We start from the raw sequence: 22784 nt of genomic DNA on the forward strand, positions 1-22784 counted from the left end.
ATCCCCGACCGCAGCTACGCCGGCGTCTACCAGTCGGTGATCGACTTCTGCCGGAAGAACGGTGCGTTCGACCCTAGGACGATGGGCAGCGTCCCCAACGTCGGCCTCATGGCCCAGAAGGCCGAGGAGTACGGTTCGCACGACAAGACCTTCGAGATCAAGACCCCGGGCACGGTGCGGGTCGTCGACAGCGCCGGCAACGTGCTCATGCAGCACAGGGTCGAGGCGGGCGACATCTGGCGGGCCTGCCAGGCCAAGGATGCCGCGATCAAGGACTGGGTGAAGCTGGCCGTGACACGAGCCCGCCTCTCGAAGACCCCGGCTTGCTTCTGGCTCGACGAGAAGCGGCCCCACGACCGCGAGCTCCTCAAGAAGGTGCGGGCGTACCTCAAGGAGCACGACGCCGAGATCAAGGCGGGCGGGCTCGAGTTCCACTTCCTGGAACCGGCTGCGGCCTGCACCTTCTCCTGCGAGCGCCTGAAGAAGGGCCTCGACACGATCTCGGTCACCGGCAACGTCCTCCGCGACTACTTGACCGACCTCTTCCCCATCCTCGAGCTGGGCACCAGCGCCAAGATGCTCTCGATCGTCCCGCTCATGAACGGCGGCGGCCTCTTCGAGACCGGCGCCGGCGGCTCGGCACCCAAGCACGTGCAGCAGTTCGTCAAGGAGGACTATCTCCGCTGGGACTCGCTCGGCGAGTTCCTCGCCCTGGCCGCTTCCCTCGAGCACCTGTCGGACACCTTCGGCAACCCCGGTGCCAAGGTGCTGGCCGCCACCCTCGACCAGGCCACCGGCCAGATCCTCGAGAACGAGAAGTCGCCCGCCCGCAAGGTCGGCATGATCGACAACCGGGGCAGCCACGCCGCGCTGGCCGTCTACTGGGCGGCGGCGCTGGCCGAGCAGACCGACGACCCCGAGCTGGCGGCGCGCTTCGCGCCACTCGCGGCCGAGCTGTCGGCCAACGACGAGACCATCCAGGCCGAGCTCATCGCCGTGCAGGGCCACCCGGTCGACCTCGGCGGCTACTACGCCCCCGACGAGGCCAAGGCCGTCCCCGCCATGCGCCCCAGCGCCACCCTGAACCGCATCCTCGCCGCCTTCTGAGCCGGTCGCCCGGACGCTCCTAGCGGAGCGAACACACGTTCGATAGCATGCGCCCATGGCCGGGCAGCTGCGTTGGGAGCTCGATGACGCGCCGGCAGACCAGTCGGCGTTGTTCGAGCCCGCCGAGCGCCACGTGGGCAAGGGCGAGTTCCGGGGCATGGAGTTCCTCCACGTCCGGGCCAAGACCATCATCAACGAGCTGAAGGACGGCCCCGGCTTCCTGCCCACGCCCTTCACCATCAACGCCTACCGCGGGTGCAGCCACGCCTGCACCTACTGCTTCGCCCGCCCCACCCACGCCTACCTGGGCATGGGCATCGGCGAGGACTTCGATCGCCGCATCGTGGTGAAGGTCAACGCCGTCGAGCTGCTGCGGGCCGAGCTGCGCCCCCACCGCTGGGCCGGGCACACCATCGCCATGGGCACCAACACGGACCCATACCAGCGCTGCGAGGGCAAGTACCGCCTCACCCGGGGGATGCTCGAGCAGCTCTCCGAGGTGGCCAACCCGGTGTCGCTGCTCACCAAGTCGACCCTCGTCCTGCGCGACCTCGACCTCCTGGCCGAGATGGCCAGGCGCGCCGACGTGCGGGTCAACCTGTCCATCGGCACCCTCGACGACGACGTCTGGAAGGCCACCGAGCCCGGCACCCCGCACCCCCGCCGGCGCATCCGGGCGGTCGAGGCCCTCAACGAGGCCGGTATCCCGTGCGGCGTCCTCATGGGCCCGGTGCTGCCGGGCATCTCCGACGAGCCCGAGCAGCTCGAGGCGGTGGTCAAGGCGGCGCTCGACGCCGGCGCCGTCTCGGTGGGCTCGGTGGTGCTCCACCTGCGGGCCGGCGTGCGCGACCACTTCCTCGCCACCATCGCCCGCGACCGGCCCGACCTCGTCGAGCGCTACCGCCGCCTCTACCCCGAGGGTCGCAGCTACGCGCCCGCGGCCGAGCGCCGACGGGTCAGCGGCATCGTGCAAGAGGCCATCCGCCGCCACGGTGGCCGGGTCATGGCCTCGAGCGACGGCAACGAGGACGTCGACGACCTCGCTCGGCCCGTGCGGCCCCGCTCCGTGGCCCTCCCGACCCGTCGGTCGGTGGGCGGGCCCGATCGCTCGGCGGTCGATCAGCTGGCCCTCGGCCTCTGATCCCGCCCCACGTTCGCTCCACCACGGGGACTGCTGCGCCCACGCCGGTCCCCGTGGCGGAGCCGCCAACCGCGATTCCGACTGGTGCCCGCTGACCAGCGGGACAACACTCAGCCCGTGCCCGACGACCCCCGCACCGCTGCTCGTGACCGCTGGCTCGCCGGACATCTCCACCGAGGCGATCTAGCCGACGATCCTGTCGAGCAGTTCGGCCGCTGGCAGGCCGAGATCACCGCGGCCGGCGTGTTCGAGCCCGCGGCCATGGTCCTCGTCACCGCCGACGGCGAGGGCCGCCCGTCGGCCCGCCACGTGTTGTTGCGCGGCGTCGACACCGAAGGCTTCACCTTCTTCACCAACTACGACAGCCGCAAGGGACGTGAACTCGCCCACAACCCCAACGCCACCCTGCTCTTTCCCTGGGCCGAGCTCGGCCGCCAGGTGATCGTCGAGGGGGCGGTCGCCCCGACCAGTCGAGAGGTGTCGGCGGCCTACTTCGCCACCCGCGAGCGTCAGAGCCAGCTCTCGGCGTGGGCGTCCGAGCAGAGCCGTCCCGTGGCCGACCGGGCCACCCTGGACACCCGCTACGAGGAGGTGGCCGCCGAGTGGGAGGGCCGCGAGGTCGAGTGCCCGCCCTTCTGGGGCGGCTTCAACCTGCGCCCGTCCACCGTCGAGTTCTGGCAGCAGCGCCCCAGCCGCCGACACGACCGCTTCCGCTACACCCGCGCGTCCGCCGGCGCCTGGAAGGTCACCCGCCTCCAACCCTGATCTGGCGCGAGGCGGGCCGAGCGCGCCCTCGTCTGGCAGGATCGGGCCGACGCGGGCGTCGCGCCCGCCACGCCGAAGGGGGCGGGCATGAGGTCCGAGCAGATGACGCTGGCCGATGGACGCACGTTGGCCTGGGACGAGTACGGCGCCACCGACAGCGCCACCGTGCTGTTCCACAACCACGGCACCGGCTCGTCGCGCCGGGAGCCGGCGCTCTACGACGACCTGTTCACCGAGATCGGGCTGCGGGTGGTCGTCCCCGACCGCCCGGGCTACGGCTTGTCTACAGGCCTGCCCGCGGGTCGGCCGCTGATCGCCTGGGCCGACGACGCCGCCCAGCTGGTGGCCGCGCTCGGCCTCGACCACTTCGCCACGTCGGGGTACTCCGGCGGCGGGCGTCACGCGCTGGCCCTCGCCGCCTCGGATGCTTTGGGGGCGCAGGTGTCCCGGGTGATCGTGCAGGCGGGCAACGCCCCCGACCAGCCCCTCGAGCGGGATCGTGACCACGAGATCATCGAGATGGTGGCCACCTTGCCTTGGGCCGAGTTCACCGCGGGCTACACGAGCAACGTCGGCGACGAGCTGGCCCACCTGGCCCCCGCCGACGAGGAGCGCTTCACCGACCCGGCCTTCGTCGCCGCAGCAACGGCCACGGTGGCCGAGGGCGCGCGTCAGGGGGCGTTGGGCGAGGCCTGCGACGGCTGGGCGTGGGCCCTGCCGTGGGGCTTCGAGCTCGCGGCGGTCACCCAGCCGGTCGACGTCTGGCACGGCGACGCCGACACCATCGTCCCGATCGCCCACGCCCACGCGCTGCACGCCGGCCTGCCCGACTCGACCCTGCACGTCCTGCCCGGCGACGGCCACTTCTCCATCAGCCGCCACTTCCCCGACCAGGTGGCGGTCCTCATCGACGCGCCCTAGGCCCGAACCCGTGAACTCGAGGCAATGGCCCCCGGAATCCGGGGGCCATTGCCTCGAGAATGGCGTCTCAGGGGGTCAGCGGACGTGGGGGAGGACCTCGCCGCCCAGCAACCGGACGTGGTCGAGGTCGTCGAGGTCGAGCACCTGGAGGTACACGCGCTCGGCGCCGGCCTCGGACCAGTGGCCGAGGGTGTCGACGAGCTGCTCGACGGTGCCGCCGGCCTGGTTGGTGCAGAGGTCGGCGGCGTCGCGGCCGATGGCCTCCGCCCGGCGCTGCACCTCGTGGTCGTCGATGCCGCAGGCCACGCACAGGGCGGCGGAGAAGATCATCGAGTCCGGGTCCCGGCCGATGGCCTCGCAGGCGGCCCGCACCCGGTCCCGTTGCGCCACGAAGTCGTCGAGGCGGGCGAAGGGGGTGTTGAACTCGTCGGCGTGCAGGGCGGCGAGGCGGGGCGTGCGGGTGGCGCCGAAGCCCCCCATGACGATGGGCGGGGTGGGGCGTTGGACAGGCTTGGGCAGCGCCGGTGAGTCGACGAAGCGGTAGTGGGCGCCCTCATAGGAGAAGGTAGAGCCCTCTGGGGTGGTCCACAGGCCCTTGACGATCTCCAGCTGCTCCTCGAGAAGGTCGAAGCGCTCGCCGAGGCCCGGATAGGGGATGCCGTACGCCTCGTGCTCGCCGTCGTACCAGCCGGTGCCGAGGCCCAGCTCGACCCGGCCCCCGCTCATGGCGTCCACCGTGGCCACGCTGATGGCGAGCGGGCCGGGTTGCCGGAAGGTCACCGGCGTCACGAGGGTGCCGAGGCGGATGCGGTGCGTGTCGCGGGCCAGGCCGGCGAGCGTGGTCCACGCGTCGGTGGATCCGGGGCCGGCGTCGGGAGCCATGATCTTCAGGTAGTGGTCGGACCGGAAGAACGCGTCGAAGCCCGTCTCCTCGGTGACGTGGGCCACCGCCAAGAGCTGGTCGTAGGTGGCGCCTTCCTGGGGCTCGGTGAAGATCCGCAGCTGCATGGCCGCCGAGGCTACCGACCGTCGGTGGCGCGCCCGTCCCCTGGCTCGGTGAAGATCCGCAGCTGCATGGCCGCCGAGGCTACCGACCGTCGGTGGCGCGCCCGTCCCCGCGCCAGGCCCGCGCCGCCGCCGCGAGTCCGTCCACCAGCGCGTTGCGGTGGCTGGTGCGCTTGTCGGCGCGGTCGGGGTGGTCCCACCACGGCCCGAGGCCCCGCACCCTCGGCGGCAGCTCGAGCTGGACGCCGCCGCCCCGCACCCGGTTCACCGGGTTGTCGGGGTGCAGCCCGCGGAGGGCCACCGGGATGGCGTCGAGGTCGTCGACCAGGTCGTAGTGGGGGAGCGCCGGCCGCAGGGCACCCGCCAGCCACGCCGCCAGGCCCCGGTCCTGCCCGCCGAGCAGGAGGGAGGTGAACAGCCCGTCCCGCCCGAATCCGTGCAGCGCCACCACGACGTCGACGTGGTCGAGGAAGCCGGCCAGCGCCGGCGACGCCGCGGGGTCGACCAGCTTCGAAGGGACGTGCCAGTTCAGGTCCTCCGGCTGCGCCACCGTGTAGAGCGAGGCGCCGGACCGCTCGGCCGCCGCCGACGCGATGGTGTCGGTGGCGACCTCCAGCGAGCCGCCGTGGAAGGCCATGAAGCCGAAGGGCGAGCCGAGCCGGACGGTCTCCACCACGCCGGGCTCGGCCAGCAGGTCGGCGAACACGAGGCGCTAGGAGGAGTGGTCGGAGGTGGTGGTGCGGGCCCGGTCCCGGGGCCACAGCAGCGCCACGAGCAGGGTGATGCAGACCACCAGGGCGAGGATCATGGCCACCCGGGTGGCGCCGGTGTTCTGGAGCCAGTTGGTGAGGTCGGCGCTGAGGTCGGTGACCCAGGCCACCGGGCCGGGCGTGGAGAGGTCGCCCCGGTTCACCCGTACCTCGTACCAGCCGTACCAGGCCAGGTAGGCGCCTGCGACCACCAGCAGCCCGCCCGAGATGCGGTGGATGTAGGGCAGGGCGCGGCGCAGGTGGCCCACGATCGAGACTCGGGTGAGGGCGATGGCGACGGTGAGCACGGTGAGGACGAGCCCCATGCCGAGGCCGTACACCAGGAACACGCTCACCCCCGAGACGTAGCTGAGCTGGTTGAACGTGGTGGCGGTGACGGCCAGGAAGGGCGGCAGCGTGCACGACAGCGAGGCCACCGCGTAGGAGATGCCGAACACGAACATCGACCCCAGGCCCCTCGTGGTGCCGCCCCGTTCGAGCTTGGGCAGGCGCACGACGAGCTCGAACCCACGGAGCATGGCGATGCCGAGTCCGAGGAGCCCGAAGCCGATGACGAGGGTGACCCACGGCAGGAAGCGGTTGATGGACAGCGAGAGGTGACTGATGGCGAGGCCGACCGTGCCGAACACGAGGAGGAAGCCGAGGGTGACCACACCACCCACGGCGAGGGCGCGCAGGATGCCCGCCTGGGCGTCGGTCTCGGCGGCCGCGTCCTCGGTGCCGAGGAAGTAGGAGAGGTAGGCGGGCAGCATGGCGAACCCGCACGGGTTCACCGTGGCCACCATGCCGGCGGTGAGGGCGAGGGCGAAGGGCGCCTCGATCATCCGGGCCTCACGGTGGACCTCACGCCAGCAGGTCCTCGTCGATGGCGGCGCGCAGCTCCTCGGCGGTGGTGCCCCCGCTGAGCACGCGCACGATGGTGCCGTCGGCGTCGACCAGGACGGTGGTCGGCATGGCCACGCCGCCGAACGACGCCAGCAGCGAGCCGTCGGGATCGCGGCCGATGTCGTACGTGACGCCGGTGTCCTCGACCAGCTCCTCGCCCTTGGTGACGCTGTCCTGCATGTTGATGCCGACGAAGGCGACCTCGTCACCCAGCGCCTGGTGCACCTCCTCGAAGTCGGGCATCTCGCGCACGCACGGGACGCACCACGACGCGAAGAAGTTGACCACCATCGGGGTGCCGGCGTAGTCGGCCACCGAGGCCTCCGTGCCGTCGAAGGTCTCGTACGGCGTGGTGGGCGCAGCTCGCCCGACGGTGTCCTCGGCCTGGCCGAGGGCGGGCGGGTTCTCGGCGTCCGGGTCGAGGGTGACCACGGTGGCGCCGTCGTCGTCCTTCTCGCCCACGCCGAGCACCAGGCCGGCGACGAGGGCGGCGATGGCCACCGACAGCAGGGTGGCGATCACGACGGTGGTGAGGGGGACGCGGCGCCCGGTGGCGGCGGGTCGGCCTCCGCCGGTCTCGCGCTCGTCGCGTCCGTCGCGTTCGTCGCTCACACCGGAAGGTTACGAGCGATCCGGGCGGCCTCGACAGTCGCGCCCGCAGGGGCGGGGGCCTCGACCACGGGCAGTCCGGGGGTCGCGATCGGCACAGGAGGGGGGAGACCCGTGCCGATCCGTTGCCCCGGACCGCCCTTGTGTGGTGAGCGGCCCCGGTGCCCCGGGCCTCACGGCCCGGGGCTGGCCAGGTTGCTCAGCGGAGCGGAGCAGCGCCACCGACGGGCGTCGGATGGCGAAGCCGCTACGCCGAAGGCGGAGCCTGTGTTACGCGACGCCGGCTTCCAGGAGCTCCTGGGGGATGGGGATCTCCACGAAGCGGTCCTCGGGACGAGGGCACTTCGGGGGACGGCCCCGCCGGCGCTTGTGGGCGAGGATCTTCCCGTTGGAGATGAGCTGGCCGCCCCAGACGCCCCACGGCTCGTGGCGCTCGAGCGCCCCGGCGAGGCAGGGGGCCATCACCGGGCACTCGGCGCAGATGGCCTTGGCCTGGGCGATGTCCTGCAGCTCCTCGGAGAAGAACAGCCCGGTGAGGGTGCCGGCGAGGTCGGCGCAGCGCGCCTGGGCCCGCCAGTTCTTGCCCTGGAGGCTGGTTTCGAGGCTTTCTTCGATGAGCGGGGCCGACATGGCGTTCCCCTTGCCTTTCTCGGTGTTCGTCGGATGGGTTGCTGCAGGTAGGTGGATGGGACAGGGGCCAGGAATGCGAAAAGGCCGCCGGGAGGATTCCCGACGGCCTGTGGAGTTCGGACTTCGCTGTGGTGCTAGGGCGAAGGCTCCAGGGGCCGCCGGGCGGGGAGGTTGGCGTGGTCCGCGAACATCCCCATCACCGGCTTGATGGTTCGCGCGTAGGCGGCGGACCAGGCGGCGTTGGTGCGAGCAGACACCGACACCGCGCGAGACGCGCACACGCCGGCGGCCACTTGGCCAACCAGGTTGTGAGTGCGGGTCTTCATCGTCACGGTGCCTTTTCGGGTGGGTGTCTCGTGGGGCGTTGCGGGTCACGGCGGGTGCCGGGGCCGCAACCACTGCACCACGCGGGCGCGACCGGGGTCAACCGATTTATTTCCGGGACCTGACCGCACCGCTCGCGGCCTGGCAACATCGGGCCGTGCCGACGGCTGAGGAGACCGATGATCCGCGCTGGATGGCGCCGCTGCCGACGGCCGGTCGCACCTACACCGCCGAGCGCCTCGTCCGCCTCGGCGACGTCAGCCCCAAGGGGCGCCTGCGCCTCGACGCCGTCGCCCGCTACCTCCAGGACATCGCCACCGACGACGCCGTCGACGCCGGCCTCGAAGGGGCGTTGGCGTGGGTGGTCCGCCGCACGGTGGTACGCGTCGAGCGCTTCGCCCGGTTCCGCGAGCCCCTCACCCTGACCACCTTCGCCAGCGGCTACGGCCGCAGCTGGGCCGAGCGCCGCACGGCCATCCGCGGCGCGGAGGGCGCGGTCATCGACGCCGCCGCACTCTGGGTGTCGGTCGACGCGTCATCGGGGAGGCCGGCGCCGCTGAACGAGGGGTTCGTGCGGGTGTACGGCGAGGCGGTGGCCGGCCGGAAGATCAGGGCCCGCCTGTCCCACCCCGACCCCACGCCGGGCCTCGACCTCGAGCCCTGGCCGTTCCGCTTCACCGACTTCGACGCCCTCGACCACGTCAACAACGCGGTCTACTGGGCCGTCGTCGAGGAGCACCTGGCCCGCCGGTCCGACCTCACCGCGCCCTTCACCGTCGAGGTCGAGCACCGCCTCGCGGTCGAGCGCGAGCACGCCGTCGCGGTGCAGGCGAAGGCCGACGCCGACGGCGGTCTCTGGGCGTGGGTGGTCGACGCCGACCCCGCCGGCGAGGGTCGGGTCCACGCCAGCGCCCGGGTGTGGCCCGGCTGACCACCGCAACGGCACCTGCAACGGTGTCTGACACCGTTGCACTACCGGTGCGGTGTCTGACACCGCACCGCACCGGGTGCGTCGTGGTCGGCGTGCGCCTCAGTCGACGGAGCGGTAGCGCAGCAGGCCGTCGACCCGACGGCTCTCGACCTCGCCGCTGAGGCGCAGGTGCTCGAGGTGCGCGTAGGTCTCGCTCTCGGCCATGGGCCCCCACGAGCGCTGGCGGAACAGCTCGTGGGAGAGGTCCTCCACGGTGGCTTCGCCGAGGCCCTCGCTGGCCTTGCGCAGGATGTCGAGGCGCTCCACGTGGTGGGCCTTGATGGCCTCGGTGCGTGCCGCCAGGTCGTGGAACGGGTGGCCGTGGGCAGGAAGGACGGTGGTGACCCCGTCGAGCGCGGCCACCTTGTCGAGCGAGGTGAAGAAGTCGGCCAGGGGGTCGCCCGCATCGCCGCTGTGGCCGGCGATGTGGGGGGTGATGGTCGGCAGCACGTGGTCGCCTGCCAACAGGACGCCCTCGGTCGGGTCGTAAAGGCACAGGTGGTCGCTGGTGTGACCCGGCGTGTGGACCGAGACCCACTCGCGCCCGGCGAGCGTGATGGTGTCGGCGTCGGCGAGGCGCACCGACGGCCTGGGCGGCACCATCCAGCGCCGGCGCAGGGGGCCCAGCACCTTCATGCGGATGCGGAAGGCCAGCGGGGGCATCGGGTGCTTGCCGCCCCACGGCGTCTCGCGGCCGGTGAACTTGGGCACCGGTGGCGGGCGCTCGTCGGCCTCCGCGCGTAGGACTTCCGCGGCCGCGCCGGCGGCGTCGGGATCCTCGACCACGTCGTCGCCGTCGGTGACCGGGTCGAACCAGGTGCGGAAGGTCGTGGAGCTGATCACCTTGGCCCCGCTCTCGACCCGCACCTTGCCGGCGCCGCCGAAGTGGTCGGGGTGCGAGTGGGTGACCACGACGCCGTGGACGTGGTCGATCCCCGTGCCCGCCCGGCGCAGGCGGTCGAGCAGCGCCTTCCAGTTGGCCGGCCCCGGCATGCCCGGGTCGACGAGGGTGAAGCCGTCCTTGTCCTCGAGGGCGTAGCAGTTGACGTGGCCCAGCCCGCTGAAGTTGATGGGCAGTTGGAGGCGCAGGATGCCCGGCGCCACCTCGGTGACCTCGGTGCTCGCGTCCTCCTGCTCCTGCTTGCGGGGCTTGGCCTGAGGACGATCGGTCGGGGCGGCCACGCCGCCAGGGTACTTGACCGCTCGGTCAAGTCCGCCGGGGAAGGCGCCCGCTGAACCGGGCGCGCCGGCGCCGTCGCTCGTAGGCTCGGCCGCGCCGATGACACGCTTCGACCTCCTCTCGGCCACGCTGCGGTGGCTGTGCGGGTGCTGGCTCCTGTGGCGGGTGGCGCCGGTGGGCCGGGCCCGTGCCGGCGCGACCGCGGACCTCCCGGCCGTCGACCGGCCACCGTGCTCGATCGTGATCCCCGCCCGCGACGAGGCCCGGACCCTGCCGAAGCTGTTGGACTCGCTCGCCGCCGAACGGGGTCCCGATGACGAGGTCATCGTGGTCGACGACGCCTCGACCGACGGCACCGCGGCGGTCGCGCTCGAGGACGGCGCCCGGGTCGTGGTGGCACCGCCGCTCCCGACGGGTTGGACGGGCAAGAACTCGGCCTGCTGGACGGGCGCCCATGCCGCCGCCCACGACGTGCTCGTCTTCCTCGACGCCGACACCGAGCTCCAGCCGGGCGGCCTCGACCGGCTCCTCGCCGAGCAGCGCCGCCACGGTGGGCTGCTCTCCGTCCAGCCCTTCCACGCGGTGCGGCGGGCCTACGAGCAGCTCAGCGCCTTCTTCAACGTGGTGGCCATGATGGGCATCGACGCCTTCACCCCCCTCGGTGAGCGCCGGCAGCCGACCGGTGCGTTCGGACCGGTGCTCATCACCCACCGGGCCGACTACGAACGGGTCGGGGGGCACGCGTCCGTGGCCGACCAGATCCTCGACGACGTCGCCCTCGCCCGCCGGTACACCGACACCGGCCTCCAGGTCACCTGCCTCGGCGGCAGAGGGACGGTCCGCTTCCGCATGTACCCCGACGGCCTGCGCCACCTGATCGAGGGCTGGACCAAGAACTTCGCCGGCGGCGCCGCCGGCACCCGCAAGCTTACCCTGGTGCTGATCGCAGCCTGGATCTCCTTGTGCATCGAGGCGGCGTGGGACCTCGCCACCTCCCCCGGCGCGGCCACCGCCCTCGTCTACCTGGCCGTGGCGCTCCAACTGGGATGGATGCTGCGCCGCATCGGCGCGTTCCACCCCCTGACCTCCGTGGCCTACCCGATCCCGCTGGCGTTCTTCCTGGCCTTGTTCACCCGGTCGATCTTCGACGTCTACGTCCGCCGGCGCGTCACCTGGAAGGGCCGGCAGCTGGCCACTTGAATCACGCGGCGGTCAGGTGGGCGGGAGGGCCTTGAAGACGTGCTCGCGGTAGTAGGCGAGCTCGGCGACGCTCTCCTTGATGTCGTCGAGGGCCCGGTGGGCGCTGGCCTTGCCCGGGGCGGAGCCCTCGAGGTCGGGGTACCAGCGCTTGGCCAGCTCCTTGATGGTGGAGACGTCGACCGAGCGGTAGTGGAGGAACTCCTCGATCTCGGGCAGGTAGGCGGCGAGGAAGCGCCGGTCGGTGCCGATCGAGTTGCCGCACAGCGGGATGCTGCGGGCGTCGGGGATGTGCTCCTTGAGGAACGCCAGGGTCTGCGCCCCGGCGTCCTCGAGCGACACGGTGGACGCCTGGATGGCCGGGAGCAGGCCGCTGCTGGTGTGCATCTTGACCACCACCTCGTCCATCTCGGCGAGGGCCTCCGGCGGTTGGTGCACCACCAGGTCGGGGCCCTCGGCGACGATGTTCAGCTCGTCGTCGGTGATGAGGGTGGCGATCTCCACGATCACGTGGCGACCCGGGTCGAGCCCGGTCATCTCGAGGTCCATCCAGGCGAGCACGCCAGGAGCGTAGGGGGTCCGGCTCTACGGACCGCGTCGTAGCATCGGCCTCGTGCCCGACGAGCGCCTGATCGTGCCCCTGCGCCAGCTCGACCGCGAGCTGCCGTTGCCCGCCTACGCCCGGCCCGGCGACGCCGGCGTGGACCTCTACGCCCGCGAGCAGGTGCGCCTCCCCGCCGGGGGAGGGCGGGCACAGGTGCCCACCGGCGTCGCGGTGGCCATCCCCGAGGGCTACGCCGGTTTCATCCAGCCCCGCAGCGGACTCGCCCTGAAGTACGGCGTGACCTGCCTCAACACGCCCGGGCTCATCGATGCCGGCTACCGCGGTGAGCTCATCGTCCTGCTCGTCAACACCGACCCCAGCTCGGCCTTCCTCGTCGAGCGCGGCGACCGAATCGCCCAGCTCGTGATCCAGAAGGTGGAGCACGCGCAGTTCGACCTCGTCGACTACCTCGACGAGACCGAGCGCGGCGTCGGCGGCTGGGGCCACACCGGCTAGCCCTTCAGCGCCGGGCCTTGCGGAAGCGGACGGTGCGCTTGGCGGGGTCGGCCACGGCCACGTCGACGAGGTCGGCCACCATGGTCTGGAAGCGGTCGATGGCCGCCTCGCTGGGGCGGGGGACGCGACGGCCGAGGTCGGCCGTGAGCTCGACCTCGATGGCGTCGTCGAGCAGGCGGTAGACGGCTTCGATCTCGCCGTCGTGGCCGCTGCCGTCGAGCAGCAGGATGAGGCCCTCGTCCACCGCAAGGCGGAGGTCCTCGACCTCGGTGTGGGAGAACCCCAGGCGCAGGGCGAGGCCTGCCACCGTCACCCGGGCCAGGCGCCCATACTCCGGCTGGGCCGGCATGGCGAGGCGGATCTCGTCGGCAGCGGAGGGCGCGGCGGGCGGCGTCACGATGGTGTCAGCTTGGCAGCTCGCGGACGACGTCGGCCGCGGCCTTGTCGTCGCGCTGGCCGAGGTAGGCGGGGTGACGCAGGATGCCGTCCGAGGTCCACTCGCCGAAGCTCACCTGCACGACCAGGTCGGGCGCAACCCAGTGCGCCACCCGGGCGGCGGGCCGGGGGAGCGGCGGCGGCGGGTCGAAGGGGCAGTCGTCGGTGGCCCGGGCGTCGAGCAGGGCGCCGAGCCGGCGCAGCTCGGCCTCCGTGAAACCCGTGCCGACGCGGCCGGCATAGCGCAGAGGGCGGCCGGGGCCATCCGGGTCGTGGTAGCCGACGAGCAGCGCACCGAGCCGGCCGGCGCGGTTGCCCTCGCCGGCCAGCCACCCGCCCACCACCAGCTCCTGCTCCCAGCGCACCTTCACCTTGCGCCAGTTGGGGGTGCGCTTGCCTGGCTCGTAGGGGCTGGCCCGACGCTTGGCCATCACCCCCTCGAGTTGGTTGGCCCGGGCGGCGTCGTACAGGGCGGCGCCGTCGTCGTGGGCCTCGCTCAGGGCCCAGCAGCGACGGTCCCCGGCGGCGTCGGGGGCGTCCTCCAGTAGGGAGACGAGCAGGCGGCGCCGGTCCTCGTACGGGAGCGGGGTGGTGTCGTGACCGTCGAAGTGCAGCAGGTCGAACACCTCGTAGAGCACCGGCACCTCGGCCTGGCGCAGCGCCACCTCGGCGGCCGCCGTCAGGTGCATGCGCTGCTGGAGGCGCCCGAAGCTGGGGCGGCCGTCGGCGAAGGCCACCACCTCGCCGTCGAACACCGCGGGGCGGCCACCGGTGGCGTCGACGAGGGCGGCGAGCTCGGGGAAGCTGGCGGTGACGTCGCGCTGGTTGCTGCTCTCGAGGCGGACCGGGGGGTCGGCGGCGGGGTCCACGTAGGCCAGCACCCGCATGCCGTCCCACTTCAGCTCGTAGTTCCACTGGGGGTCCTCGGGGTCGTCCCGGGGGAGCCCGTCTCCCAGCACCGCCTTCATGGGTTTGAGGGAGCGGGGGAGCGGCGCCATGGGCGCAGTGTGACCGATCTCACCGATCCCGTGCGCCGTGTCGCTCGACTCCCTACCTACCGGTAGGTAGGCTGAACCCATGGCCACCACGATCAACCCTTCGATGACGGATGCCGCTGCCGTCGGGGCGGACCCGCAGGACGCTGACAAGGCCGACAAGAAGGACGCCAAGAACGAGCGCGGGTCGCTGCGCCCGGTGCTCGACGTCATCCCGCCGGAGGCGTACGAGAACCCCACCTGGAAGGGCCTGGCCTACTTCGCCCGCGACCTGGCGCTCTACGCCTTCGCCATGTGGGGCCTGTTCACCTTCGCCAACCCGCTCATCGTGGCGCCCTTCCTGGTCCTGTCCGCCCTCGTCATCTCCGGCCTCTTCATCGTCGCCCACGACGCCGCCCACGGCGCCCTGTTCAAGAGCGAGCGCATGGCCTCGATCGTCGGCCACATCGCCATGCTCCCCGGCTGGCACGTCTACGAGGGCTGGAAGCTCGGCCACAACCGGGTGCACCACCACTACACGGTGCGCCAGGACTTCGACTTCGTGTGGCATCCCTACACCGCCGAGCAGTACGTGGCCATGAACCGCTTCCAGCGGGCCCGCCACCGCTTCGAGTGGTCCTGGGCCGGCGCCGGCGTCTACTACGTGCGCGAGATCTGGTGGAAGCGCATGGCCTTCGGCGAGCCGCCGAAGCGCTGGCAGGCCAAGATCCGCCGTGACCGCTTCATCGTCCTCGGCTTCGTGGCCGTGGCCAGCTTCGCCCTGATCGCCTATGGCGTCGCCGCCGGCCTCGGCGTGCTCGGCACCGCCTGGCTCGTCGCCCGGGTGGTGTTCCTTCCCTTCCTGGCCTTCGGCTACGTGATCGGCTCGTTCGTGCACGTGCACCACATCCAGCCCGGCATCCGCTGGTGGAAGCGCCGCGAGTGGACGAAGTGGCACGGCCAGATGGAGGGCACCACGGTCCTGCGGGTGAACCCGGTGCTCAACTTCTTCGTGCACTGGATCATGGTCCACGTCCCCCACCACGTGGACGTGCGCATCCCCATGTACAACCTCGAGTTGGCCACCGACGCGATCGAGGAGGCCTTTCCCGGCGTCATCCACGACGAGCACCTGAGCTTCCGGGACTACATGGCCAACACGCGGGTCTGCAAGCTCTACGACTTCGAGGAAGGCCGTTGGCTGAGCTACGCCGAGGCACTGGCCACGGCCCCGGTCGCCCCGGCACCCGAGGCACCCGCCGCCGCCTGACGGCTCCGCTCCGAGCAGTACCCGCCGCCGCCCCGCACGGGGCGGCGGCGCTCGTTTTCCACCGCGCCGGCGATCCGGACTTGACCATCCCCCAGCTTGTCAATATTGTCCATTATTCCACTAGAGAAAGATGGAGATGATCTGATGTCGAAACGACGACTGTTCTTCCTGGCGGCCGTGCTCAGCGCCTTCGCGCTGGTCGCCGCCGGATGCGGCAGCGACAGCGACGACGCGAGCGGCGGCGGTGACGGCGGAAGCGGCGAGGACACCACCATCAACATCGTCGGCTTCGCGGTGCCCGAGGCCGCCAACGTCGCCATCGGCGAGGCGTTCGCCGAGACCCCCGAGGGCGAAGGTGTCGAGTTCGAGACCTCCTACGGCGCCTCGGGCGATCAGAGCCGGGCCGTGGCCGAGGGCCTCGAGGCCGACTACGTCCACTTCTCGATCCCGCCGGACGTGACCCGTCTGGAGGACGAGGGCCTGGTGGCCGCGGACTGGGACGAGGGCCCGACCAACGGCATCGTGTCGTCGTCCGTCGTCGTGTTCGCCGTGCGCCCGGGCAACCCCGAGGGCATCGAGGACTGGGACGACCTGACCCGCGACGGCATCGAGATCGTGACGCCGAACCCCGCCTCGTCGGGCGCCGCCCGCTGGAACGCACTCGCCGCCTGGGGTCAGGTCATCGAGGACGGTGGCACCGAGGAGGAGGCCGACCAGTACGTCGAGGACTTCTTCGGCAACGTCGTCTCGCTGCCCAGCAGCGGCCGTGACGCCACCACCGCATTCCTGAGTGGCACCGGTGACGTGCTGATGGCCTACGAGAACGAGGCCATCCTCGCCCACCAGAACGGCGAGGAGTTCGACTACGTGATCCCCGAGACCACCTTGCTGATCGAGAACGCCGGCGCCGTCACCGTCGACGCCCCGCCGATCGCCCAGGACTGGCTCGACTTCGTGCTGAGCCCCGAGGGCCAGGCCGGCTTCGTCTCGAAGGGCTTCCGCCCCGTCATCGACGGTGTCGAAGTCGGTGAGGTCGAAGGTGCCAACGATCCGTCGAATCCGTTCCCGGAGATCACCAACCTGCTCACCGTCGACGAGGACTTCGGTGGCTGGGACGAGGCCTCGGCCCGGTTCTTCGACGAAGAGAACGGCTCGGTGACCCTCGTCGTCGCTGAGACCGGCCTCAGCGAGGAGTGACCACAGCAACACCAGCGGTGACTCGTGGCCGGTCGGTGCGCAAGCGCCGGCCGGCCCGCGAGGGCCAGCTCACCGCCGTCTCGGGCCTCGGGCTCGGCGTGGCGATGATCTGGTTCAGCCTGCTCGTCCTCATCCCGCTCGGCGCCGTGGTGGTCACCGCGGCCGAGGGTGGGTGGAGCGCGTTCTGGAACACCATCACCAACGAGCAGACACTGGCTGCCATCAAGCTCACGGTCGGCGAGGCGCTCCTCGTCACCCTCGTCAACGTCTTCATGGGCACCCTGATCGCCTGGGTGCTCGTGCGCGACAACTTCTGGGGCAAGGGCGCCCTCGAGGTGCTGATCGACATCCCCTTCGCCCTGCCCACGATCGTGGCGGGCCTGGTGCTGCTCTCGCTCTACGGGCCGGACAGCCCGCTCGGGGTCAACGTGGCCAACACCCGCACGGCGGTGTTCCTGGCCTTCCTCTTCGTCACCCTGCCGTTCATCGTCCGCACGGTGCAGCCGGTGCTGGCCGAGCTGGATCGCGACGTCGAGGAGGCGGCCCGTTCGTTGGGCGCCAGCCCCTTCACCACCTTCCGGCGAATCGTGCTGCCCAGCCTGGTCCCGGCCATCGCCGCCGGCGCCGCGCTCTCCTTCGCCCGCGGGGTCAGCGAGTACGGCTCGCTGGTGCTCCTGTCGGGCAACCTCCCGGGGCGGACCGAGGTGGCGTCGGTGCGCATCCTCAGCAGCATCGAGAACGACAACACGGCGGCGGCGGCCTCGGTGGCCACCGTGCTGCTCGTCATCTCGCTCGCCGTCATCGTGATCTTCGACGTGACCCAGCGCGTCCTGGCCCGTCGTGGCTGAGCGACGACGCCGCAAGGGCGGCTCCCTCAAATACGTGTACCGGACGATCGTCTCGGTCTACCTGTTCCTGCTCGTGGCGTGGCCCGTGTCGCTGGTGGTCAAGAACACCTTCGACGAGGGCTTCACCGAGCTGTCGTCGATCCTCTCGGACCCCGACGTCACCCACGCGCTCCGGCTGACGGTCATCGTGGCCGTGTCATCCGTCGTGCTCAACACCATCTTCGGCGTCGGTATGTCGATCCTGCTGGTGCGTTACGAGTTCCCCGGGCGACGGCTGCTGAGCGCCTTCATCGACCTGCCCCTCTCGGTCTCGCCCATCGTCGTCGGCCTTGCGCTGATCCTCGTGTACGGCGGACGAAACGGCTGGTTCGGCCCGACGCTCGAGTCCTGGGGCTTCCAGGTGATCTTCGCCACGCCGGCCATCATCCTGGCCACGGTGTTCGTGGCGCTGCCCCTCGTCGTCCGCGAGGTGGTGCCGGTGCTCGAGGAGATCGGCACCGAGCAGGAGCAGGCCGCCCGGAGTCTGGGTGCCAACGCCTTTCAGACGTTCCGGCGCATCACGCTGCCCGCCATCAAGTGGGCCATCACCTACGGCGTGGTGCTCTGCCTGGCCCGGTCGTTGGGCGAGTTCGGCGCCATCAAGGTCGTGTCCGGCAACGTGCTGGGCGCCACCCGCACCGCGACGCTCGTGGTCGAGGAGAAGTACCTGAACTTCGACAAGGGCGGGGCCTATGCCACCGCCTTCCTCATGGCCATGGTGTCGGTCGCCTGCATCGTCATCGTGTCCATCATCCGTCCCAAGGAAGGGATCAAGAAGTGAGCATCGAGGTGCAGGGGATCGGGAAGCGCTTCGGAGACTTCGTGGCGCTGGAGGACGTGAACGTCTCCATTCCGACGGGCCAGCTCACCGCCCTGCTGGGGCCGAGCGGCGGTGGCAAGTCGACGCTGCTGCGGATCATCGCCGGCCTCGAGTACGCCGACACGGGGGTCATCGAGATCGAGGGCACGGACGCCACCGACATCCCGCCGCAGGGTCGCAACGTGGGCTTCGTGTTCCAGCACTACGCCGCGTTCAAGCACCTGTCCGTGCGGCGCAACGTGGCCTTCGGTCTCGAGATCCGCAAGCGCCCCAAGGCCGAGATCAAGGCACGGGTGGACGAGCTGCTCGACCTGGTGCACCTGTCGCAGTTCGGCGACCGCCTGCCGGCCCAGCTGTCCGGCGGTCAGCGCCAGCGCATGGCCCTGGCCCGAGCGCTCGCGGTCGAGCCAAAGGTCCTGCTCCTCGACGAGCCGTTCGGCGCCCTCGACGCCAAGGTCCGAAAGGAGCTGCGGGACTGGCTGCGCCGGCTGCACGACGAGGTGCACGTGACGACCATCTTCGTGACTCACGACCAAGAGGAGGCCCTCGAGGTCGCCGACGAGATCGTGGTCATCAACGAGGGTCGGGTCGAGCAGGTGGGCACGCCGGACGAGCTCTACGACGAGCCTGCGAACGAGTTCGTCATGCGCTTCCTGGGCCCGGTGACCCAGTTCGGCACGGACCTCGTGCGCCCGCACGACCTCGAGATCCGTCGCGAGCTCGTCGAAGGGGCCGTCGAGGGCGAGATCAAGCGGCTGGCGCGCGTGGGCTTCGAGGTGCGCGTCGAGATCGCCGTGAACGGTGACACCGTGCTCGGCACCCTCACCCGCACCCAGGTCCATCGCCTCGGTCTCGAGGTCGGCGCCTCGGTGTGGGTCCGGGTGGAGCCGAGTGCGCAGACGTTCGCGCTCCCAGGGGCGGGGGCCGCGGCCGGCTCGTGACCTCGTGACCATTCACAAGGGCGGCGACACGGCGCATGGAAGGATACGGGTCATGCGTGTCTCTGCGAAGGTCGACTACGCCGTGCGTGCCGCCGTGGAGCTCGCGGTGGCAGCGGGTGACGGTCCCCTCAAGGGCGACCAGATCGCCACGACGCAGGGCATCCCCCTGAAGTTCCTCGAGAGCATCCTCTCCGAGCTGCGACGTGCCGGGATGGTCCGCAGCCAGCGGGGCGCCGAGGGTGGCTACTGGCTGGCCAAGCCGGCGGACCAGATCTCGGTGGCCGACATCATCCGCGCCGTCGAGGGCCCCCTCGCCGACGTGCGGGGCATCCCCCCAGAAGAGCTCGAGTACGGCGGCGCCGCCGGCGCCCTCAAGTCGGTCTGGATCGCCGCCCGCGCCAGCCTCCGTTCGGTCCTCGAGGTCGTCACCATCGACGCGATCGCGAAGGCCGAGCTGCCGCCGGCGGTCGACCAGCTCCTCAGCGACCCGGAGTCCTGGGCGAGGCGCTGAGGCGGCCCGATCCGGGCGGACGGCCGCCTCGGGGGCTGTGTTACGTTTCGGTGACCGGGCGGGCGGGGTCCGCCACGACGTGTCTGAAGGGCTTTTCCTGCACGTGTCCACCTCCACAACCACGGCTCGACTGACCGCCGCGGCGGTGGCGACGGCCCTGCTCGTGGGCCTGGCGCCGGCGGCCTCGGGGCAGTCCGGCGAGGACGCCCGCACCCGCCGTGACCAGGTGCGGGAGGAGCAGGCGGAGACCGCCTCCGAGCTCGACGCCCTGCGGGCCACCGACGCCGAACTCGAGCAGGCTCTCGCCGCGCTGCGCCGCGACGTCGCCGCACAGCAGGGCGCGGTCGAGGACGCCCAGCGGGCGGTGCGGCAGGCCGAGCGCGACATCGCCGCCGCCGAGGCCGCGGTGGCCGCCGCGCAGGCGCAGATCGACGAACTCGAGGCCCGCCAGCAGAACGCCGCCGTCGAGTCCTACATCCGCGAGGGCTCGAACTCGGGCGACATCGAGGTGCTCAACGAGGGTGACCCCCTGAAGGTGGCCGAGCGCCAGGCCCTGCTCGACCTCACCAGCGGACGCAACGCGGACATCGCCGACCAGCTCACGGCCGCTCGCGAAGACCTGCGCGACCAGCAGGCCCGCGCCGAGGAGGCCGAGCAACGGGCCGAGGAGCAGCGGGGTCGGGCCGAGGAACGTCTCGCCGACCTCGAAGCGGCCCAGGCCCGCCAGGCCGCGTTCGCCGCCGACGTCGACCGGCGCATCGAGGCGCGCCTCGCCGAAGCCGCCAACCTCGAGCAGCTCGACGCCGAGCTGTCGGCGCAGATCGCCGCGCAGCAGGCGGCGCTCGCTGCCCAGAACCCGGGCGGCGGCGGCCCCCTCAGCCCCATCCCGACCCCCGGCAGCATCTCGCTGTCGACCGTCGGGGGCATCACCGTCGCCTCCTCCATCGCCAACCAGGTGGCCGGCCTGCTCAGCGCCTCCCGCGCCGCGGGGCTGAGCCTCGGGGGCGGCGGCTACCGCGACCCGGCGGCGCAGATGGCGGTGCGCCAGGCCAACTGCCCGGATCCCATCAACTCCCCGCCGTCGGCCTGCTCGCCGCCGACGGCGCGGGTCGGCACCTCGATGCACGAGCGGGGCCTCGCCATCGACTTCACCAACGGCGGCCGCCTCATCTCCTCCCGCTCCGATCCGGGCTACCTCTGGCTGGCCGCGAACGCCGGGACCTACGGCCTCTACAACCTGCCCAGCGAGCCCTGGCACTGGAGCACCACCGGCGGCTGAGGTGTGTGACCGATGTCTCCGCCGTGCGTGGACCTTCGGCCCTAAGGAACGCGTCAGATTCCTCGAATACTGGAGGTATCCCGAGTAGCTCGATCTGAGCGCCCGGGTCCCAACCAGGAACGAGGCACCTCATGGCTTCATCGAATCCTGGCCGAATCGGGCGACCGTGGCACCGGCATGTCGGTCTCACCGCCCTCGTCGCTGCGCTCCTGATCGCCGTCGCCCTCCCGGCTGCGGCGCAGACCGCCGACGACCCCGTCGACCCGACCGCCACCACGGTGGTCGTCGACCCCGGATCGGATACGGCCACCGATCCCACCATCCCGTCCGTCGACTCGACCGTGGCGCCGAATCCGGAGCCGGAGCCCGCACCCGAGCCCGGCCCGGCTCCTGAGGCATCCACGGCGACGACCGTCGCCGAGGCGGCCCCCGAGCCCCACGACGGCGGCGACTACGGCGACCTCTGGGTCATCCTGCGCGACGTCGACGGCGTCCCCATCCTCGACGCCAACAGCTGCGTGCAGCCCTACGATCTCGAGGGCAACCTCATCCAACTCGACGCCGAGTGCGCACTGCCTGAGGGCGTCGTCGCCCAGGAGGTCGAGTTCGGCCGCCTCAACATGGGTCGTTCTCCCGAGACCGTCCTCGACACCCAGTTCGAGGATGTGAGCGCCACGCTGCTGGCCGGACAACCGCTGCACCTCGACGAGGCTGGACGCCTCGTCACCGTCGACGACGACCTGGTCGATTCGCCCGGGCAGAACCTGGCGATCCATCGGCAGTTGGCCCTCGGGCTCGACATCCCCGGTGTCACCCTGCCCACGCCGAACGCCGAGTACGACGACTACGACACCACGGCCGCCGCGATCGGCGCCGCCGCCGACAAGGGCGGCCTCCTCACCGTCGACGTGATCGAGTACAACAACGAGATCCTCGACATCCCGGCGAGGACCACGCTGCCGACCATCACCCGGTCGGGTGGCACCTACGTCGACTACCGGAACTTCACCTATGACCGTGCGGCGACCTTCCCTGGCTGCCTGCGGTACGAGGTGGACGAGTTCAGCGGCTACGAGACCGACACGGTCATGCGCGCCATCTTCGGTGGCCAGCAGTACACGGGCAGCAACGTCGCTGCCTACGTGCAGGCGGCAGACGACGCCCGCCGGGTGATCGAGTACACGCATCTGCTCTACGCCAACGTGTCGTTCATCGACCGGGTCTACGAGAGCGGTCGTTACGGCGACTGCCCGCCTCCGCCCGAGCCGACCATGTTCACCGACGTCATGTCGGACTACTGGGCCGCACCCGGGATCATCTGGCTCGGCGACAACAACATCGTCAACCCCTACCCGGACGGGACCTTCCGCCCGAAGGAGCCCATCCTGCGCGGTGAGGCGATCGTCTGGCTGTACAAGATCGCCGGCCGCCCCGACGTCTCGTCGCTCCCGCCCCTCGAGGCGGTCGACGTGCCGACGTGGATGCAACCCGCCGTCCGGTGGGCCGTGGGCAACGGCTACATCTGGCTCAACGCAGAGGACCAGTTCCGGCCGTACAACCCCATGACCAGGGGCAAGCTGGTCAAGACGATGTGGAAGATCGAAGGGGCACCCACGGGTTCCCCGGCGAACACCTTCCCGGATGTCCCCGACCGGTTCGACCTCGCGGTCGACTGGATGGTCGATCCCGCCCACGTGCCGGTCTACGCGAATGCGTTCGCCGACGGCACGTTCCGGCCGGGCGACGCCACCAAGCGCTCCTTCGCCGCCACGTGGATGTACAACGTCTACGGGCCCGATCCGCTGGTCGGCTGACCAACCCGCAACACCTGCATCACCGGTCCGGCCCGAGCCTCGTGCTCGGGCCGGACCGCGTCCGGCTCCCGGTGACCTTCGGCCCTGTCGCA

At 71.4% G+C, this 22784-nt stretch carries 24 protein-coding genes; 15 read left to right on the forward strand and 9 right to left on the reverse strand.

What is annotated here, in order from left to right:
- From JNK12_24900 to JNK12_24915, 4 genes are all read left to right on the forward strand, one after another.
- Window positions 1-1107: NADP-dependent isocitrate dehydrogenase (locus JNK12_24900; protein ID MBL8779186.1), on the forward strand; the 1107-nt coding region annotated here is incomplete at its 5' end.
- A 55-nt stretch (window positions 1108-1162) separates the two neighbouring features.
- Entirely contained in the window at window positions 1163-2248 is a 1086-nt protein-coding gene (locus JNK12_24905) for a radical SAM protein (GenBank protein MBL8779187.1), read from the forward strand.
- A gap of 117 nt (window positions 2249-2365) precedes the next feature.
- Window positions 2366-3013: a pyridoxamine 5'-phosphate oxidase gene (pdxH, locus tag JNK12_24910; GenBank protein MBL8779188.1), complete on the forward strand. Its 648-nt coding sequence runs from the start codon at window positions 2366-2368 to the stop codon at window positions 3011-3013.
- Window positions 3014-3100: 87 nt separating this feature from the next.
- Window positions 3101-3934 carry an alpha/beta hydrolase gene (locus tag JNK12_24915; protein ID MBL8779189.1) on the forward strand — a complete coding sequence of 278 codons (834 nt, stop codon included), beginning with the start codon at window positions 3101-3103 and terminating at the stop codon, window positions 3932-3934.
- Window positions 3935-4009: 75 nt separating this feature from the next.
- Here JNK12_24915 and JNK12_24920 read toward each other — a convergent pair whose 3' ends face one another.
- From JNK12_24920 to JNK12_24940, 5 genes are all read right to left on the reverse strand, one after another.
- Window positions 4010-4942, reverse strand: coding sequence for an LLM class F420-dependent oxidoreductase (locus JNK12_24920; protein MBL8779190.1), 933 nt, complete (start codon window positions 4940-4942; stop codon window positions 4010-4012).
- Between the two features lie 79 nt (window positions 4943-5021).
- Window positions 5022-5645 (reverse strand): poly-gamma-glutamate hydrolase family protein, encoded by a 624-nt coding sequence (locus JNK12_24925; GenBank protein MBL8779191.1) that lies wholly within the window; start codon window positions 5643-5645, stop codon window positions 5022-5024.
- 6 nt (window positions 5646-5651) lie between these two features.
- Entirely contained in the window at window positions 5652-6533 is an 882-nt protein-coding gene (locus JNK12_24930) for a cytochrome c biogenesis protein CcdA (GenBank protein ID MBL8779192.1), read from the reverse strand.
- 19 nt (window positions 6534-6552) lie between these two features.
- Window positions 6553-7206 carry a TlpA family protein disulfide reductase gene (locus tag JNK12_24935; protein MBL8779193.1) on the reverse strand — a complete coding sequence of 218 codons (654 nt, stop codon included), beginning with the start codon at window positions 7204-7206 and terminating at the stop codon, window positions 6553-6555.
- A 267-nt stretch (window positions 7207-7473) separates the two neighbouring features.
- Window positions 7474-7833 (reverse strand): WhiB family transcriptional regulator, encoded by a 360-nt coding sequence (locus JNK12_24940; GenBank protein ID MBL8779194.1) that lies wholly within the window; start codon window positions 7831-7833, stop codon window positions 7474-7476.
- A 481-nt stretch (window positions 7834-8314) separates the two neighbouring features.
- Here JNK12_24940 and JNK12_24945 point away from each other — a divergent pair, with 481 nt between their 5' ends.
- Window positions 8315-9088 (forward strand): hypothetical protein, encoded by a 774-nt coding sequence (locus JNK12_24945; protein ID MBL8779195.1) that lies wholly within the window; start codon window positions 8315-8317, stop codon window positions 9086-9088.
- 99 nt (window positions 9089-9187) lie between these two features.
- Here JNK12_24945 and JNK12_24950 read toward each other — a convergent pair whose 3' ends face one another.
- On the reverse strand, window positions 9188-10309 hold the full coding sequence (locus JNK12_24950; protein MBL8779196.1) for an MBL fold metallo-hydrolase: 1122 nt from the start codon (window positions 10307-10309) through the stop codon (window positions 9188-9190).
- A gap of 97 nt (window positions 10310-10406) precedes the next feature.
- On the opposite strand from JNK12_24950, the gene JNK12_24955 reads away from it, so the two are divergent.
- Window positions 10407-11507 (forward strand): glycosyltransferase, encoded by a 1101-nt coding sequence (locus JNK12_24955; protein ID MBL8779197.1) that lies wholly within the window; start codon window positions 10407-10409, stop codon window positions 11505-11507.
- 12 nt (window positions 11508-11519) lie between these two features.
- Here the strand turns inward: JNK12_24955 and orn are convergent, their stop codons facing one another.
- Window positions 11520-12065 carry an oligoribonuclease gene (gene orn, locus JNK12_24960; GenBank protein MBL8779198.1) on the reverse strand — a complete coding sequence of 182 codons (546 nt, stop codon included), beginning with the start codon at window positions 12063-12065 and terminating at the stop codon, window positions 11520-11522.
- Between the two features lie 43 nt (window positions 12066-12108).
- Between orn and dut the strand changes: the two genes are divergently transcribed.
- The gene (dut, locus tag JNK12_24965) at window positions 12109-12564 is read left to right on the forward strand and encodes a dUTP diphosphatase (GenBank protein ID MBL8779199.1); all 456 of its coding nucleotides are present in this window, start codon (window positions 12109-12111) and stop codon (window positions 12562-12564) included.
- A 4-nt stretch (window positions 12565-12568) separates the two neighbouring features.
- On the opposite strand, the gene JNK12_24970 is transcribed toward dut, so the two are convergent.
- Together JNK12_24970 and ligD are read right to left on the reverse strand one after the other, a co-directional pair.
- On the reverse strand, window positions 12569-12961 hold the full coding sequence (locus tag JNK12_24970; protein ID MBL8779200.1) for a hypothetical protein: 393 nt from the start codon (window positions 12959-12961) through the stop codon (window positions 12569-12571).
- 7 nt (window positions 12962-12968) lie between these two features.
- On the reverse strand, window positions 12969-13997 hold the full coding sequence (gene ligD / locus JNK12_24975; protein MBL8779201.1) for a non-homologous end-joining DNA ligase: 1029 nt from the start codon (window positions 13995-13997) through the stop codon (window positions 12969-12971).
- A gap of 79 nt (window positions 13998-14076) precedes the next feature.
- Here ligD and JNK12_24980 point away from each other — a divergent pair, with 79 nt between their 5' ends.
- The 8 genes from JNK12_24980 to JNK12_25015 all read left to right on the forward strand — a co-directional run bounded on the left by JNK12_24980 (window position 14077) and on the right by JNK12_25015 (window position 22692).
- Window positions 14077-15243, forward strand: a complete 1167-nt coding sequence (locus tag JNK12_24980) for a fatty acid desaturase (GenBank protein MBL8779202.1) — start codon at window positions 14077-14079, stop codon at window positions 15241-15243.
- Window positions 15244-15387: 144 nt separating this feature from the next.
- Window positions 15388-16440 carry a sulfate ABC transporter substrate-binding protein gene (locus JNK12_24985; protein MBL8779203.1) on the forward strand — a complete coding sequence of 351 codons (1053 nt, stop codon included), beginning with the start codon at window positions 15388-15390 and terminating at the stop codon, window positions 16438-16440.
- A 17-nt stretch (window positions 16441-16457) separates the two neighbouring features.
- The gene (gene cysT / locus JNK12_24990) at window positions 16458-17288 is read left to right on the forward strand and encodes a sulfate ABC transporter permease subunit CysT (protein ID MBL8779204.1); all 831 of its coding nucleotides are present in this window, start codon (window positions 16458-16460) and stop codon (window positions 17286-17288) included.
- A complete protein-coding gene (locus JNK12_24995; GenBank protein MBL8779205.1) occupies window positions 17281-18108 on the forward strand; it encodes a sulfate ABC transporter permease in 828 nt (275 codons plus the stop codon). The genes cysT and JNK12_24995 overlap by 8 nt, the downstream gene beginning before the upstream one ends.
- A complete protein-coding gene (locus tag JNK12_25000; protein ID MBL8779206.1) occupies window positions 18105-19088 on the forward strand; it encodes a sulfate ABC transporter ATP-binding protein in 984 nt (327 codons plus the stop codon). Before JNK12_24995 ends, JNK12_25000 begins: the two co-directional genes overlap by 4 nt.
- 52 nt (window positions 19089-19140) lie before the next feature.
- Window positions 19141-19599 (forward strand): Rrf2 family transcriptional regulator, encoded by a 459-nt coding sequence (locus tag JNK12_25005; protein MBL8779207.1) that lies wholly within the window; start codon window positions 19141-19143, stop codon window positions 19597-19599.
- A 103-nt stretch (window positions 19600-19702) separates the two neighbouring features.
- Complete coding sequence (locus JNK12_25010; protein MBL8779208.1) at window positions 19703-20878, forward strand: D-alanyl-D-alanine carboxypeptidase family protein; 1176 nt, start codon at window positions 19703-19705, stop codon at window positions 20876-20878.
- Between the two features lie 131 nt (window positions 20879-21009).
- Window positions 21010-22692: an S-layer homology domain-containing protein gene (locus tag JNK12_25015; GenBank protein ID MBL8779209.1), complete on the forward strand. Its 1683-nt coding sequence runs from the start codon at window positions 21010-21012 to the stop codon at window positions 22690-22692.
- Window positions 22693-22784: the final 92 nt, after the last annotated feature.

The organism is Acidimicrobiales bacterium (genome assembly GCA_016794585.1).
Lineage (GTDB): Bacteria > Actinomycetota > Acidimicrobiia > Acidimicrobiales > DATDAH01 > JAEUJM01.